Source organism: Pyrobaculum ferrireducens (genome assembly GCF_000234805.1).
GTDB classification, from domain to species: Archaea; Thermoproteota; Thermoprotei; order Thermoproteales; family Thermoproteaceae; genus Pyrobaculum; species Pyrobaculum ferrireducens.
On sequence record NC_016645.1, the window covers coordinates 1,163,925 to 1,178,996 of the forward strand.

15 protein-coding genes and 1 tRNA gene are annotated in these 15,072 nt (G+C 54.5%); 6 read left to right on the forward strand and 10 right to left on the reverse strand.

Annotation, left to right across the window (positions count from 1 at the left end; all coding sequences use genetic code 11):
• Positions 1–51: 51 nt before the first annotated feature.
• Together P186_RS06470 and P186_RS06475 are read right to left on the reverse strand one after the other, a co-directional pair.
• Entirely contained in the window at positions 52–666 is a 615-nt protein-coding gene (locus P186_RS06470; protein WP_014288643.1) for a PD-(D/E)XK nuclease family protein, read from the reverse strand.
• Positions 667–828: 162 nt separating this feature from the next.
• Positions 829–1,491, reverse strand: coding sequence for an HhH-GPD family protein (locus P186_RS06475; protein WP_014288644.1), 663 nt, complete (start codon positions 1,489–1,491; stop codon positions 829–831).
• A gap of 134 nt (positions 1,492–1,625) precedes the next feature.
• Between P186_RS06475 and P186_RS06480 the strand changes: the two genes are divergently transcribed.
• On the forward strand, positions 1,626–2,642 hold the full coding sequence (locus P186_RS06480) for a hypothetical protein (RefSeq protein WP_014288645.1): 1,017 nt from the start codon (positions 1,626–1,628) through the stop codon (positions 2,640–2,642).
• Here the strand turns inward: P186_RS06480 and P186_RS06485 are convergent.
• Positions 2,633–4,039: a DNA cytosine methyltransferase gene (locus tag P186_RS06485; RefSeq protein WP_148683174.1), complete on the reverse strand. Its 1,407-nt coding sequence runs from the start codon at positions 4,037–4,039 to the stop codon at positions 2,633–2,635. The two genes, P186_RS06480 and P186_RS06485, sit on opposite strands and share 10 nt — an antisense overlap.
• Positions 4,040–4,321: 282 nt before the next feature.
• Between P186_RS06485 and P186_RS06490 the strand changes: the two genes are divergently transcribed.
• From P186_RS06490 to P186_RS06500, 3 genes are read left to right on the forward strand one after another with little or no spacing between them, the layout of a single operon-like run.
• Complete coding sequence (locus P186_RS06490) at positions 4,322–5,320, forward strand: zinc ribbon domain-containing protein (RefSeq protein ID WP_014288647.1); 999 nt, start codon at positions 4,322–4,324, stop codon at positions 5,318–5,320.
• The gene (locus P186_RS06495; protein WP_014288648.1) at positions 5,307–6,587 is read left to right on the forward strand and encodes an ATP-binding protein; all 1,281 of its coding nucleotides are present in this window, start codon (positions 5,307–5,309) and stop codon (positions 6,585–6,587) included. The genes P186_RS06490 and P186_RS06495 overlap by 14 nt, the downstream gene beginning before the upstream one ends.
• A complete protein-coding gene (locus P186_RS06500; protein ID WP_014288649.1) occupies positions 6,557–7,198 on the forward strand; it encodes a hypothetical protein in 642 nt (213 codons plus the stop codon). The genes P186_RS06495 and P186_RS06500 overlap by 31 nt, the downstream gene beginning before the upstream one ends.
• 17 nt (positions 7,199–7,215) lie before the next feature.
• Here the strand turns inward: P186_RS06500 and P186_RS06505 are convergent.
• The 3 genes from P186_RS06505 to P186_RS06515 form a co-directional block, all read right to left on the reverse strand.
• Positions 7,216–7,309: transfer RNA gene (locus P186_RS06505), tRNA-Gly, on the reverse strand.
• Positions 7,310–7,499: 190 nt separating this feature from the next.
• Entirely contained in the window at positions 7,500–8,558 is a 1,059-nt protein-coding gene (locus P186_RS06510; RefSeq protein ID WP_014288650.1) for a hypothetical protein, read from the reverse strand.
• Between the two features lie 12 nt (positions 8,559–8,570).
• Positions 8,571–9,851 (reverse strand): AAA family ATPase, encoded by a 1,281-nt coding sequence (locus tag P186_RS06515; protein ID WP_014288651.1) that lies wholly within the window; start codon positions 9,849–9,851, stop codon positions 8,571–8,573.
• 193 nt (positions 9,852–10,044) lie between these two features.
• Here P186_RS06515 and P186_RS06520 point away from each other — a divergent pair, with 193 nt between their 5' ends.
• Positions 10,045–11,343, forward strand: a complete 1,299-nt coding sequence (locus tag P186_RS06520) for a hypothetical protein (RefSeq protein ID WP_148682803.1) — start codon at positions 10,045–10,047, stop codon at positions 11,341–11,343.
• Positions 11,344–11,402: 59 nt separating this feature from the next.
• On the forward strand, positions 11,403–11,627 hold the full coding sequence (locus P186_RS06525) for a hypothetical protein (protein ID WP_148682804.1): 225 nt from the start codon (positions 11,403–11,405) through the stop codon (positions 11,625–11,627).
• A 301-nt stretch (positions 11,628–11,928) separates the two neighbouring features.
• Here the strand turns inward: P186_RS06525 and P186_RS06530 are convergent, their stop codons facing one another.
• The 4 genes from P186_RS06530 to P186_RS13830 form a co-directional block, all read right to left on the reverse strand.
• The gene (locus P186_RS06530) at positions 11,929–13,020 is read right to left on the reverse strand and encodes a hypothetical protein (protein WP_148682805.1); all 1,092 of its coding nucleotides are present in this window, start codon (positions 13,018–13,020) and stop codon (positions 11,929–11,931) included.
• Complete coding sequence (locus P186_RS06535) at positions 13,007–13,219, reverse strand: hypothetical protein (RefSeq protein WP_014288655.1); 213 nt, start codon at positions 13,217–13,219, stop codon at positions 13,007–13,009. Before P186_RS06535 ends, P186_RS06530 begins: the two co-directional genes overlap by 14 nt.
• Positions 13,220–13,302: 83 nt before the next feature.
• On the reverse strand, positions 13,303–14,304 hold the full coding sequence (locus P186_RS06540) for a hypothetical protein (protein ID WP_014288656.1): 1,002 nt from the start codon (positions 14,302–14,304) through the stop codon (positions 13,303–13,305).
• A complete protein-coding gene (locus P186_RS13830) occupies positions 14,288–15,058 on the reverse strand; it encodes an Ntn hydrolase family protein (protein ID WP_158307134.1) in 771 nt (256 codons plus the stop codon). Before P186_RS13830 ends, P186_RS06540 begins: the two co-directional genes overlap by 17 nt.
• Positions 15,059–15,072: the final 14 nt, after the last annotated feature.

A 15,072-nucleotide genomic window follows, 5' to 3' on the forward strand; every position in this document is an offset into this window, starting at 1 on the left:
GCGTAGAAACCCAACCCGGCGCTAACACTGAGAAAACACCCCCACAACCCCCTACTCAATAACAGCGCCGTAGACGGCGTCTATCCCCAGCTGGGCGGCTCTTTCCAGCGCCTCTTTGTCTATATTCACCGCCACGATTATTAGGCGGTCCGCCCTACGGCCGAGAATCTTCTCCACCGCCTCCGCCTTCTCGGCAAACCACTCCACATCTTCAAGCTCGGCGTGGGACTTGACCTCCAAGAGATAAGTCCTCCCGTCGTGGATATAGACGTCGACCTCGATGCGGGTCCCCGGCCTCATGAAGCGGCCGTCTACGTCGGTGTAGACAAACTTATCGACGCGGCCGGGCTCCACGCCCCTCTTCTCAAGAGCGTCTCGGTAGATCTCAAGAACTGTACGCTCCAAGTCGCGGCCCCATCTGCGGCCAAGAGAGCCCATAGCCACCTTAAGCTCAGCGACAGCCTTTGTCAGCTTTTCCAGCCTCTCGCTGTGCTCTGCTAGAAGCTTCTCCTGCGACTCCAGCCTCTTGTTTACCTCTTGGAACCCCGTCTTCATATACTCGGCTAGGGCCCTTACGGCGTCGGCCACCTCCCTCAGCTCATCAGACCTAGCCCTCCTAACAGCCCTCTCCACAACCTCCTCAAGCCTACCCCAGTCGAGACTCACAAGAAAACCGGTAGCCCAATTAATAATCTTTCCACGGGCTCCAGATCCTTTTTACGGCCCTCTTCCCTTAGTGCATTTTGGGCTATTCGAGCCTGGCGGGCCCTTCGGCCGCCTTTAAAACAAGGTTCTGGAGGCGCGGGAGCAGAGCGGCCCTCCACAATTCTATGATCTGCGCGAAGCGTATCTGCAGATATCTGCTAGGGGGCAGACGCCGCACTTAGGCGACGCGGCTCTGCACACTCTCCGGGCGAGGTCCAGCACGCCGTAGTTAAACTCCCGGGCTACCTCGGGATCCTTGGGAACCAGCGACCTAGCGAACTTCCACATCTCGGGATCTGTATGCGGCCTTTTTCTTGCCGACTTTATGCCAAACACCCTCTCTAAAACCCTTATCATGTTCCTGTCCAGAAGCGGCTCTGGCAAGCCGCAGGAGACCAGAAGCACCTCGGACGCTATGTAGGGCCCCACACCCGGCAGACCCATCAGCGCCTCCCGATCACACGGAACTCGGCCGCCATAGCGGGCCACGAGCTCCCGAGCCAGCTCGATAAAGAGGCGCGACCTCACATGCTCCATCCCCAGAGGCTCTATGATCTTCTTCACCTCATCCTCACCAGCGCTGGCCAAGGCATGGGGGGTGGGAAATCTCTCCAGAAACTCAGTATACACTCGCAGAGCCTGCTTGGCAGTTGTCTTCCTCAGCATCACGGCGGCCACAAGCACAGCCCAGCCGCCGCGCGGAGACCTCCACGGCAGGTCGCGATCGCCATGCGCACGGTACCACTCGACAACACGCCTCACAAAAACCTCGGCCACGCCTCCCACATAACACCACAGCTACCGGGCATATTAAAACTCTGGCTACACACAGAAAGCGCGGTAGCGCCCCATCAATATCCAGCGGCCCGCGCATCTGCCGCCAATGCAGAGTATAAAAATCTGCACGCTTTCATCAAGCTGTGAAGAATAAGATCGACGTATGCAGAAAGGCAATTATGAGCGCAGTTGACACGCGCCACCTCCACGAAATTTTCGGCAGATTTTCAAAGGAGCTCTGTGAAGGCGCCGTAAGAGGCGGCGATATCGACGCATTCCGCTCTGTCTCCGAATGGGTCAGCTGGCTGAGCTGGAGCAGTGTGGTGCTTGATGAGCAGGATTACCTAACCACCGCTGTTTACGCCCTCAGATTAGCTCCCAGGCTCGCCCCCACGGACTACGGCAGGTCAAGACAGCGCGACCTCGGCCAGCTGTGGACAGACGCCATAAGAGGCCACCTGGGAGAAGCCGCCTTCGTCAAGTGGCTGAGTCAGCGGTTCCGAAAGGCGGTGAAGACAGGCATCGAGGCCGTGGGCCCCCTAGACGAATTCCTCCCCACCGACATAGTAGAAGTAGACGGAAGGCGCCCAGAAGTTAAGGTAAGCATAAAGACCACAAAGCTGAACGGGATATGGCTCGACATTCCCTACAAGCAGATTAAGCACAGCGACGTGTTCGTGCTGGTAAGAGTCGGAGCCACGAGAGAGCACTTCGTGGCGTTCTTAAAGGCAATCAGCGTAATCAGAGATAAATTGCTGGAACCGGCGCTGAGAAGCGGAATAATAACCCAAGACGTGTACAGAGAGCTGTGGGAGAGCCTGCCAAACTTCACACCGGTGCCCGCATACGTAGCCGGATACTTTGACAAACGGGAGTACTCCAGCAGAATAGACGCAGAAAAAATCTTGGAAGCAGACGGCGTAGCAAAAGCCAAGAGAATCGTAATCAACAGATACATGGGCTACTGGAATCCTAAAAATGAAGAGCTGAGGAGGCTCCTCAGCGAAAAGCTCAGCCAGAAAATCGGCAGAGATATAGCAGGCTTAAAAATAGCGTTTGAAGGCATAGGAGAGTTCAGCGAAGCGGATCACTTCATAGTGAGCTCAGGACTGCTGAAACGCGCAGAGGACGACTGGGCCAGGCTTGTGGCTCAGCTCTGAAGAGCCGAGAGAACCCCCGCCAGCGCCTCGGCTATCCGCCTAGCCATCAGCGGGGGAACCGCCTCACCTATCTGCGCCCGAATCTCCGACCTGCCCCCCCTGAAGCGGAACGCGTCTAGAAACGTCTGAAGCCTCGCCCTCTCCCTAAGGGTGAGAGTAGCCCGGTCCCTTGCGTAGTGGTAGCCGTGCGTCCCGCCGCCCCCATAAGCTACGACGGTGTAGGCAGGCCTCAGCGGGTGGAGCCTGCGGTAAACCAAGCTGATCCCCCTCCCCTCCACCTCCCACTTGGTGCCCCTCACAAACTCGTGATTCTCGCCGGGCGGAATCCTCCGCATCCGCTCAACAACCGCGGGATCTTCATGAGGCAGATCTGTGGTGCCGTCTGGAAGCTTGAGGGAAGACACGGGAATGCCTAGATACCCCAGCTCCCTAAGCACCGCTGTGTGCTCCTCCCAGACCCGCTCCAGCTCCTCTTCCCCGGCGCGTGGGACGCCGTTCGCCGCGAGGTAGTCCCTCACCACGTCGAATGTAAGCCTGTCCCACACCTCCCTCTTCCAGCGCAGAGCCCTCTCAGTCCCCACCTCCTCCCACACGCCGCGCCACTCCTCCATAACCTCCACATACTTGTCCTGGAGCTCCGGCAGAGGCCTCCCCTCGAAGACCTCCAGCGGCGTGAGGGGGTACTTGGCGAAGTGAAACCTCCTCCCCCGAAGCTCGGCCTCGATCAGCGACCGCGCCTCCCACACCTCGTCAAGCCGCCTAAACAAATCCCGCCTAACACCCACGATGATGAGCCTCTCCCTCCGCTGAGGCACCCCCAAAGCGCTGGCATCCACCACCCCGCTGAATAGGATTTCGTACCCCACCGCCCCGTTGCCCCCGCCGCCGAGAGGCGCGCCGCCCCCGACCTCCGCCCACCTAGCGCCCAGGCGGGAGAAGTCCTCAAGAATCGTCTTGTAAGCCAGACCCCTATTCGCGCTCAGAAGCCCCGGCACATTCTCAAACACAAACGCCAGAGGCTGGAGGACGGCAAGCGCCCGCACAAAGTGGACGTAGAGCCTCCCCCTCTTAACCTCGATACCCCTCCTATCCCACTCAGGACCCCGCACAATAGAGAAGTCCTGACACGGAGGGCCTCCCACCACCACGTCGGCGGCGCCCCTGAGCCCAGAGAAGTCCACCCGCTCCACGTCGCAGAGAAGGACAGTGCCAGGCTCCGCCTCATACACCCCAACCCCACACCTCCTGATCTTCAAATCAAAATTCGCCGCGTAGGTCTCCACAGCGTGCTCCAAAACGTCGTTAGCGAACACGATGTCGTACAGACCAGACAGCCTAAACCCGAGATCCATCCCCCCAGCCCCAGAAAACAGAGAAACCACCCTAAACCTGGACATCCCCACCACCCAGTCCCCCATCCAGCCGCCCGCAAGCCGCCGTGCAGACACCCAGCGCAACACAGCACCTCCAAGCCATCTATTAAAATAAGCCACCTATTTAAACAGCTTAACGGCGCACACCACATATTACCCAAGTACTCCACGGCAGGGGCACAGCCAGCCAAAAACACGAAGCACACACTATACGATGCGACAATACATACAAAACAAAAACTTCTAGAAAACCCACACATACAACCAATATGTACAGGACATAAAACGTAGGGAGATACGTGGCGTATGGGTTGCTTCGCCGCGCTCGGCATCGACGTCAACAAGAGCTACGTGGCGTTCAGCTGGGTCACCAACGACCCCGACCTAGCCGCCTCGGCGCTGGGCGCCTGGGGGGCGCACCCCATTACCAGCTGGCTCTTCGAGGAGCACATAGCCCTCGATACCCCGCTGAAGCTGTCGGAGGCTGTGTCTGTGCCAGAGGCCCACGTGGAGGCCGTGCTCATGTGGCTACCCGGCAGGCGCAACAACCGCCAGAAGAGGTGGAGGAGGATGGCCACCGCCAAGCTATTCGCCACCCTCACCCCGTGGCTCAGACACCTAGCCGATCAAGGCACCCCCGCGGTCATAGGCGTGGAAGACCTCAGAGGCATGGCCAGGAGGCGCGGCATATCCGAGGTGGAGTACGCCAAGATATGGAAAAAGATAATAGGCGCCTTCGGCACCCCCCTCAGAGAAGGCCCCGGATACCGGGCCTACATAGGCAGAGGACGCTCCGTTGTAATAGCCCTAGACCCCAGAGGCACCTCAGCCACATGCGCCCTATGCGCCGCCCAGGGCAGAACCACCCCCGTCCAGGAGCGCGGCGGCCGCACCGTCCACTGCCCCATCCACGGCCCCATAAACCGCGACATAAACGCCGCCATAAACATCGCCATAAAAGCCGTGAGGATATACGCGGGGGACACGCCGGGGGGCGCCCGCGGGGGACAACAACCCCAGCCGCGGACGCCTTCCGCGGGTCACCCAAATGAAGAGAAAGGCGCCCAACGACCGCGCGGAGATGAAACCGCAGAAACCTGGCAGGGCTACATCGCCGCTTCACTGACGGCGCCCCCCGGCGCCTTAGATGCGTATATGGAGGAGGTATTCAAGCACTTCGCCGGTGCTGAGGGACGCTGTCTACCGCTGGAAGGAGGCCAGACGCAGGGAGAAGGGGAGGAGGAGGGCGGGGCCCTGAATAAGGGCGCGCGCACGCCCCCTTTTTCCCACCATGTGGGGCCATAAGCTAGCCGCGAACACCCGGGAGGAGCTCCTCGCCGCACTCCTCTCTCTGAAGTTCTTCGGCCTCGACACGGTGAGGGGCCTCGTCCTTGTTGAGAAGCCCCGCGGGCCCCCCTTCGTGCCCGTGGAGAAGGTGGGCTGGGGGAAGGTCTGCACCTCCCCGCCCCCTCTCCCAGCCGCCGCGTGGAGGCAGGGTCGGGGCGAGAGGCCCGTCACGTACAGGTCTGCGCTCGGCCGCGGAGTCTACTGGTTCGAGCAACTGGGCATCTTCAGGAGGGGCAGGGAGTGGGCAGTGGCGGCGGGCTGCCGGGGGAGGCCCCCCTTCTTCGGCTGGGAGAAAGTCGCCGGGTGGGCCGTGGCCGAGCTACTGGGCGAGGCCCCGTACTGGAGGTTCTGGCCCCCGCTGACGGCCCCCGTCGAGGGCCACCTGCTGATCGCTGGCGGTAGCGGGGCGGGCAAGACCACCTTCCTCAAGCGGTACCTCTCCCAGGTCCCCAGGTGGTACGTCATAGACCTCACGGAGGAGGGCGAATACGCCGGGCTCGCCGAGACGGTGGAGGGGTCGGTGGACCTAGCCGCCATGGACCCCGACGACCAAGCGCTGCTCTACAGCCTGGGCATAGCCGCCGCAGTGGGGGCCAGGGAGCCCGCCGTGTCCGCCGTGCAACTAGGCGCCTTGAGGCTCGTCGCCAGGCGCGGCGCTGGGCTGGCGGAGTTCCTAAAAGAGCTGAGAGAGGCCCCCGACATACCCCAGCCCACTAGAGAAGTCCTGTACACAAAGCTGGCCGCCGCCTGCGTGGATCACGACGGGGGTTGCAGACCCCACCCAGCCCTGGGGCGCGACGCCGAGATGTCCCCGCCCCCCCGCCGTCATTTGGATAAGGCCCGACAACCCGCTGGCCGCCGCAATAGCTGCCCACGGCACCATCCTCAAAATACTGAGAAGGGCCAAGGGCCCCCTGGTCCTCGCCGTCGACGAGTACCACAAAATCGCCCCCCGCCTCCCCGTCGAGGATCCGGTGGAGAAGGCCATAAGGGAGGGCAGGCACCGCGGCGTCTACATAGCCATCGCCACCCAGAACCCCCAAGACCTCAAACAGAGCCCCCTCTCCATAATCGGCAACTACGTCTACTTCCACCTATCGCCCCCAGCCGCCGACCTCGCCGCCCAGACCCTAAACGTCCCCACCTGGGCCGTCACCACTCTCAAGCCGGGGCAGTACCTAGCCAGGACCCGCCATGGCCCCGCAGCCGGCGCTCTATAGGATAGTTACGCCCGAGGGCTGGGCCGTCCTCCCCCCGGGAGCCGAGGCGACGCTCTGGCCCCCAGTCGACCTCCCCAAGGCGAGGGTCCTAGACACCGCGGGCCACAGAGCCCTCATCCCCATATCGATAACCGTCGTGAAGGTCTTGGCCGAGCCCAGCAGAGGCATGTACGAGCTCAAGGCGCGGAGGCGCTACCAAGTCGCCGCCGCCAGGACAGACAGAGCCTCCCAGCCCCCCAGAGGCGTCTCCCACGAACTCAGGATATACTGCGGAGGCGGGCCCTGCGACCTCTCCCCCCTCTACATGCTGGCCCTACCCCGAGGGGCCACCGCAGTCGTCCGCGGGTACATAGACACCCAGCCCACAGCCAGGTGGGCCCCCGCCCCGCCCCCCGAAGGAGACCCAAAAGCCGGCCTAGACATACTAGCCGATCCCCGCAGAGTCCAGCTCCTAATAACACTCGTATACGACAAGTCCAGAGCCACGAGGCAGAAGGCCTGCACCCACGAGCTCTGGACCCCCTGCCCAGGCGAGGCGCCGGGGCGCTACACCACAGCCGCCCTCCACGCCCTCAGACTAATAGCACACTTCCTCCCAAACACATACGAGGAGTAAAAGGAGGAAGAGACCGGTGGTGCGGCGGCCGGGATTTGAACCCGGGATCAACGGCTTTCCACGGACCACCGTGGCAGGCCGCCATCCTAAACCAGGCTAGACTACCGCCGCCGAGACTGCAAAGTCCGGGATTTAAAAGTTTTATGTATTGATACTGGCGGTTAAGTACAGAGAGCGGCGGGATGGCGGTGCAAGTTCTCGGCCGAGGTGGTGGAGTTTCGGTTGGTATGTAGTTGAGCTTAGTAGGGCTGGCTTCGGGTTATTGCAGTTCTCCAAAGCCATGTTACACTTCTCGTCTACCTTATGCCCACTCCTTGGTGTTTTGGCTCGGTTTTTGGAGAGGTTGTAAGACTTTGGTAATGTTCTCAAAGTCGCTTTTCTTATCGAGAGTTAGTCGTATTGCGACCACGTTATCGTCGCAGATGTGGACTGGCCTGGGGGCGATGTAGGCCAACACGGGCAGCGCGTCGCATATCTTGGCATAGTAGCTGGCTTGCCTCGCCCCTTCCTTTATGTAGTCGGGGTAGTCTGACGCCTTTACCTCTATTATGTGGGTGATTGCCCCCTTCTCGTTGCTTACCGCCACGTCGGCGAAGTCGCAAGCTGGACTCTTCCCGCATCTAGACAGGTCTAGCTGATAGTGTACAGACAGGCCGCCCCCCGACGCCTTTAGTTTACTCAGACGCTCTACCTCTACGTCCATGGCGCCAACGGCCTCGGCAACTAGGGCGAAGACGTAGATTTCGGCAAGTCTGTATAGGTACTCCACACCGATCGCGCCCACATCTGCAGTCCCCACGAGCTTAAACAAGTGACGGTATTCGGGGCGTAGGTGCGGGAGCCGCGCCACAGCTTCTCCTATAGTTACCTCGTCCCTTTCTAGTCTCACGGCGGCGAGCCATGTGTGGTGTAGCGCCGTCCTCAGCTCTCCACATAACCTCTGTCCTCTACAGCACCTCTCTGCGGCGTTTAACAAAAACTTCAGAAGTCTATTTTCCGGCGCGTTTAGCTCCGCGCTGTATACGACGTTCTCATAAAGACCGTATGGCAGGAGCCACAGGGCTCTGTCCCAGACGATTCCAAAGGCCTCAGCCCCTACGCGCCTTGTGGGTCTGCTGACGGCTGTCAGCGTGATGAGCCTCTTAAATATGCCCAAGACGTAGGCCCCTGTTAAGAGGAAGTGGGGACACAGCTCTGGGTAGAACCTACATACGCCGCCTCTACACGCGAAGGACAGAGCCCCGCGGAAGCCGGGCCCAGACTCCAACTCAGAGAGCCCTAAAAGGCTCAGGGCTTGCAGCGCCACGTCGCTACTAGCCACGGCCTCGGCTAGGGTATCAGCCCAACCGCGGGCGGCCATGCCGTCGCCCTATCAAGATTGGCGTTCACAGACGTTGCAGCCAAACCTCTCATCATATATGCCAAAGACGTTGCGGCAGGCCTCAGCCCGTTCAAACCCCTCGCGACGTAGCCTGGCGTAGTCGACAAAGTAGGCCCAACCAGGTAGGTAGTCCTCAGGCCTTATTGTCGAGCTGTTCCTTATACAGTCCTCTATGCGTTGCCACAACTCCACCGCCTCGGTGAGAAGCTCATCGCCGAAGCGGAAGTACCTGAGGGCCTTCTCCACATGTTCTTTTCTTGGCGTTAGCACAACCCGCTTAAACCTCCTCTGTAGCGCAAAGCCTAGCCCTCCTAGGACGCCGATGTCGGCTGTATTTGCTGTGGCTACGAAGTAGACGTTGTTTAGATCTACAGTCCCAGCCTCGTGGCCAAGCTCAATCTTCTTGTCAGGCGTTGACAGCGCGGTAAAGACCTCTGCAAGAAAACGCTCTGGCTCTCCTCTGTTTATTTCATCAAGGAGAATTAACACCGGTGCGCGGCCCTCCACCTTCTGAAAACCCAGCCTTAAGATCTCTAAGGCTTTCCCTCTATCCTTGATTTGACCTAGGTAACCCGTCAAACTGATACATACTTTCTCCTCGACTTCTCTGGTCGTTACCTCACGCGTAAACAGCGTATACCCCTCAAGTTCAACGACGTAATACTTATTTTTATTGAGGATCCCACTGTAATATTCCTGAGGGCTTCCTAACTTTTTCAGGCATTCTTTCAGATCCTCTCCCTCCCAAACTTTATAGGAATTTTTGACGCGGGAGATCCCTACTAGAACTTTCTCTGTTCTTCGGGATCTCTCTACCTTCTTCTCGACAGCGTGGATTACGCAGTCGCCCTGCTTTACTTCTGTCATGTATTTATAATGTAGTTTTGCCGGGCTCCATAAGATGCGGCCTACGTGCTTCTCGTCTCTTGTAACCTCGATAAAGAACTTGGGACAGGAGTAGTACTGTGATAATGCGGCGGTTTCCGCACGCCTCACCGCCTCCAGCACCACGCCGTCTTTCCATACCGTTTCGCCGCCCTGCAACACGTAGCCCCCTATCAAGTCCATTCTACTAAACCAGCCGTGTACGGAGACTTCGCGTAACATAGCGTTAAGCCTCTCCGCCAGGCAGCGCCCGAGGACCGTCTTTCCAGTGCCTGGAGGACCTAGAAGCAGAACTGCCTGGAATTCCTTTAGTAGCTTCGAAGCATTTTCTATTAAATCATCTCCATATATTTCTGCCAGAAGTTGGCAACTGTCTACAGAGCTCACAAAACTTGAATAAAGACACCTTAAAAAACCCTTGCCTCTCCTCGCCCTTACCTGGCTTCACGGTCAGCGCCTCATGGAAATATGGTGGTGTTCCAGAAGGGTTAATGTAGGGCTCGGCGCTTTACGTAACTGACGGTGTTTTACAGCGTCGCAGCCACAGGGAGACATTAAAAGATGGGATTTCCGTATGGTAATGCTTGATTTGGAGGTGGCGTCCGCCGCCTCTCTGGAGAAGTACCTAGACGCTCTGTCCGTGAAGCTAACAGCCGCTGTTAGAAAGGCGAGCAGGTCCCTAGGCCTCAAGCCGCCTAGGAGAGTCGTGCTGTCTCTGAGGGGCTTTAGGGAACGCGACGTCGACGGTTTCTACTACGAGGACTACCCGCGGGAGCTCCCCCGGGGCGCCCGCGGAGACGTATGCGGCTTCTACGACTGCGCGAGGCAGGAGATAGTCGTGTCCCTAGCCTGCGTAGGTAGAGAGGGGAACCGAAAGGGGGCTCTGATTAGGACTCTCGCCCACGAGCTAGTCCACCACTGCCAGCACGTCGGGGGGCCGTTGTGTTCGCTACACTACACCTGTGAAGATCTCCGCAGAGTTAACCTAGAGCTACCGTACTGGCTGAGGCCTCACGAGGTGGAGGCCTACAGCAGAGAGGAGCCTGTGGAGCAGAGGTTGGCACACCTCCTCGCCCAAGCAGTCGAGAGGGTGCTAGCCGCTTTAGACATTAAGCTGGAGATCCACAACCCCCCGCCCCTCAGGGCAAACCTGCTGTTCGTAGAGCCGGGCGGGAAGGCGGAGCTGAGGGGGCCCGGCCACGTCGCTGAGTTACGGGGCCAGGTGAAGCTCGAGGCGCCGGTCCTCGTACACTGGCCCAATGACGTGGCCCCGAGCCATGGGGAGATCGTCAAGTTTAACTCATTAAAGGGAGTATCGATTATCGAGATCGATCTAGTAAAGGGTATTCCTAGCGATGTAGAGGTGGTGTTCGGCGACCTAGCCGCTGAGCTGTACCACGTGCTTAAAGAAAAATACCGACTAGATATGCGGGGTGAGGTAATAGACAAATCGTGGGAATTTAATTGGGTGCTGTATAAAGAGTCTGATGAGATAAGTGTATACAACGATTATGTCGAGGTCGAGGAGTCATACCCCAGCACCCTATCTGATAAAGACTTCAATACCATGTACCCTATTAGGGTACTCATAGGGAGAAAAACGAACACGAGTGACGAGCTGATAGCGAGAAAGGAAAAGAAGACGGCTTCGGAGTACGCGGCTTGGTACGAAGAAAGAAAGAGATTAATCTCCAAACTTCTGGAAGAGCTCGAACGTTCTAAAAGGAGATCAGTAGAGCTAACACTTAAACTAAATACTCCGTCTAGTGAGGGCAGAGTAGAGACAACACAACAAGAGACACCGTCTGTTTCGTCAAGTGGTGGTCAAGAGACAAGCCAAGAATCGGATACCTCGTCAGATAAAAAGGCAAGTGGTTAAAATCGCCTATGATGAAGTAAATGAGCGTTGCCCTATTACGTGGCTCGGGGTGAGGCATAGTGGGTAGCATTCGGCATAACTCCACGTTAGGAGAGACCAGGACTGTTTTCCACAGTGCTATAGGCTTTTCTCTCGCCCTCACTAGGCGGTATGGCCTTGTTGACGTGGCCCGCGCCGTTCTGTCCTACGCAACTGACAGCCTAGTGTCTAGACACGGGGTATATGAAGAGGCGCTGGCGGAGGCGGTGAAGGGGGCACACACCTGCCCCACGTTAAGGAGCTAGCCGGCTGGGCAGATGTGAGGCCCAACAAAGCGGTGTTCAAGTCGAGGTTCGAGTTCAAACCAAAACGCGTAGCAGAGGGAGTCGTCGCGTCGCTCTTTACGGGAGCCTACGGCAACGATCTTTGAGGTGTTGAGGGCATTAGGGGTGGCGCATCTGGTGTTGATTCCATAGAACTGCCTCAAGGAGGTATTTGAGCACTAAGATGAGGGTGCGGTGGGGGCTACGGAGCTGGTGAGGTTTGCCGCCTTGCTTATGTTGGCTGATAAAAATGGTGGAACGCTGATTTTAGCGTCCTTGGGGGTTATATGATTCTAAGTAAGTCACTTAGTGCTATTTCATCCGCAGACTTTTCGGCAGTGTTTATTAGTAAGAAGGCTAAGACTGCGTCTCTGACGCCGTCGGCGGGTTCATAGTGGTTGTGGAGTTCTCTCATGCTTAGTTTTTGTGATTTTTTGATAGTGCCAGTTATGCGTACGGTTAGAGAGTTGTGTCTGACTAACGCCTCTTGTACTATGTTTGCTATTTTTTCTTGGGCTACTGCGAGGCTCCACATCTCGGCAAGGAGGCAGTTGCCTATTAGGGTTGAAATGAAGAAACCGGGTATGTATAGGTTGGTTTTACTGGCGATGCCGTGCAGCAAGGCCTTGGAGAAAGATGCGCCGATGCCTGTTTGCACTGTGACCTTTGCCCTCAAGCCTCCGCTTACCACAATTTTACCAAGCACCGGGTAGCTAGAGATCTTTTCGTCTATTACGCTCGAAATTAGGTTTAGTGCGGATAGGATTGAGTATATGGCTGGTGCGACTTTCTTTGTGATCATGTTTTCGTGGAATTTATCGAAGTCCTCCCCAGCGTCTTTCATCTTTTCGCTAGCTTCTATCATCTGTTTTCTGAACCTCGAGGATCCGTAGAGATAGATGTGGGCAACTGTTGACCTGCTTAGGACGTGTTGCAGAATTATAGACTCGGCTAGATCTAGGAATGTGAGTTGCACAAGCGGCTCGTCTTTTATCTTGTACATCTCATGGAGCAAACTTTTCCAGTCATGCGCTGGAGATAGTGATAGTAGAAATGTCATTTGGCGTGCCACAATATTTCTAAACCACGTCTCGTATTCGGGGCCTACTTTGGAGACTTCCGAGATGGCTATATTCCACAATTCTTGGTACAGCGGGTCGTGTTCTAGGAATTTTTGCAATATGTAGCCAATGGTTGATGATTTTGCGATGATGTCGCTGACCGCATGGACCTGACCGTCGAGAGAGAGGTAGCAACACCGGATAGTGGACTCTGTCCGTTTTTTTAGTCTGTCCCAATTATTCACTACTTCTGTCAGAATTCGCTTGACTTCCTCCCTCGCTTCATGAATTAACTTGGTGTCAGCGAGCACCACAGCGACTTCTCACTTCACTACTTACTCTGCTTACGACCATTTCCTTGATTTCGCTGTAAAAATCCTCAAGACCTTTTAGGATGGTTTCTCTATTTGAGAAGGTGGCTAAGAAGTGACCAGTTTCTACTAATTCTTCTCCAGCACCTAATGTGAGTATTCCGCCCTCGTTGGCTAGTTCAATGTCGCAGTCCACCTCCACACTCTTTGTTTTTTTAGATCTAAAATCTATACATAACGTAATAGATTTACTATTACATTTAACCTTATAAATATATAACTTACTTATTTTACTAGGTATTTTTTATAACTTCCTAGCTTTAGGGATTTGAGAAAGTTTTGAACGATTATGCTTAACTCTTTGTTTTTTGGCACTTTGAGGTATAGTTCTTCACGAGTGTCGCTAAGTAGACTTTCTAGGTTTTCCTTGAGTTGGCTGAGGTCTGTGGATCTATTGATTAGCTCGAATACGATACGTGGTGGCAATATTTCTAGCTTTTCCAGCAATTTCTTATCGGCATCTTCATCTGAATCATATAAATTTCTTAAGATTTTTTGATAATCTTCAGTTTTGTATCCAGTTAATTTATAAGTATTTGATATGCCTCGCGCTGGATGATCCTTTGGACACTCAGGTACACTAGTTCGAAGTTCTTTCACAACTTTAGCTCTCTGCATGAGGAGTAAAAGATATACATATTTTCCAGCATCATGTAGTTGTCGCATTTCTGTACATATCTCCTCAATTGATCGCCTTAAATCTGTTGTGACACCCTCAAGTTGATCAATGATTATGTAAAGCGGTTCTTTAGACACTTCGCTGAATAACTCGTTAAATATTTTGACTATATTGCTATTTTCATAATCTATTTTTGTTAGTAATTCTAATCGATTAGGTAGATTTTCAATGTTTGTATCTATCTTGTACTCTTTATGGAGTCTCTCATGTGGTACGCCGGACTCATTAAATACATAGTGGAGATAATAGATTACATCACGTAAGCTAAGTAATTGCAAATCTGGTTTTCCCACAGTGTTTACTAATTCATTAATATCAATATAGATATATTTTTTACCTTGTTCTCTTAATTTGCAAATAATATAAGCACCTACTCCGAATGTTTTTCCATAGCCATAGTATCCAACTACGAAGTATAGCCTAGGCATTTGAGCATAGACTTTTTTTCCTACTGTGGTTTCGTATATGTGTTTGCCAAAGACTTCACATGTACTTATTTTATCTGACTTAATGTGTAGAGCATCGCCAATTTTAGTTGGTGATGTCATTAGGATAGTTAAATAACTGACTATTAAGTTTTGTTGCAAGGGTGTTAAGCGTAGAGGCAATGTTCTGAAAAATCTCTTCATATTTAGTTAATATTTCTTTATTTTTATCTATAAAATTCTCTAACAAATAATATGATGTATTTTTGTAAATAAGGACATCAAATGATCTTGATATGGACGTATTTGACTTATGGGCTACGTAGAAGATAAAGCCAAGGTTAACAATTGCGTCTGATATTGACGCGCATGGATCCTTAAGCTGTTCGCGTAGAATGTTGAGGAGATCGTTTGCTAGATTGCTGGCTGATCCAATTGCTATATAATCTTTGTAACCTTCACAAATTATATCAAATCTTGCTCTTTTCATTTCAGATGGTGAACATAGTATTATCTGTTTTATTTCTGTATTATCTTTTATATAGGCTATTAGAAATAGGAGCTCTACATATTCCTCAATTCCAAGTTCTATGAATATATTTCTAATATATCCACTGAGATGGACAGCTATTTCTGATTCGCCAACTCTTCGGAGCCTTTCAACTATATCAGAAAGTTTTTTGGTAATTATCTCACGTAGCTTTGCTATAGTGTTAACGTCACCGGCTGCAGTCATCACTCCGAGAAGTCCTCTTTTATCGCCTAGTGGATATATTTTCACCGCAACATCACGGTATCTGCCGCTCGGCGTGCTCTCCCTCTTGTCTGCCAGCATGACGGCTCCATCTCTTGTGAGACATGCCACGGCTAGCATCATGTTGTTTGGCATAA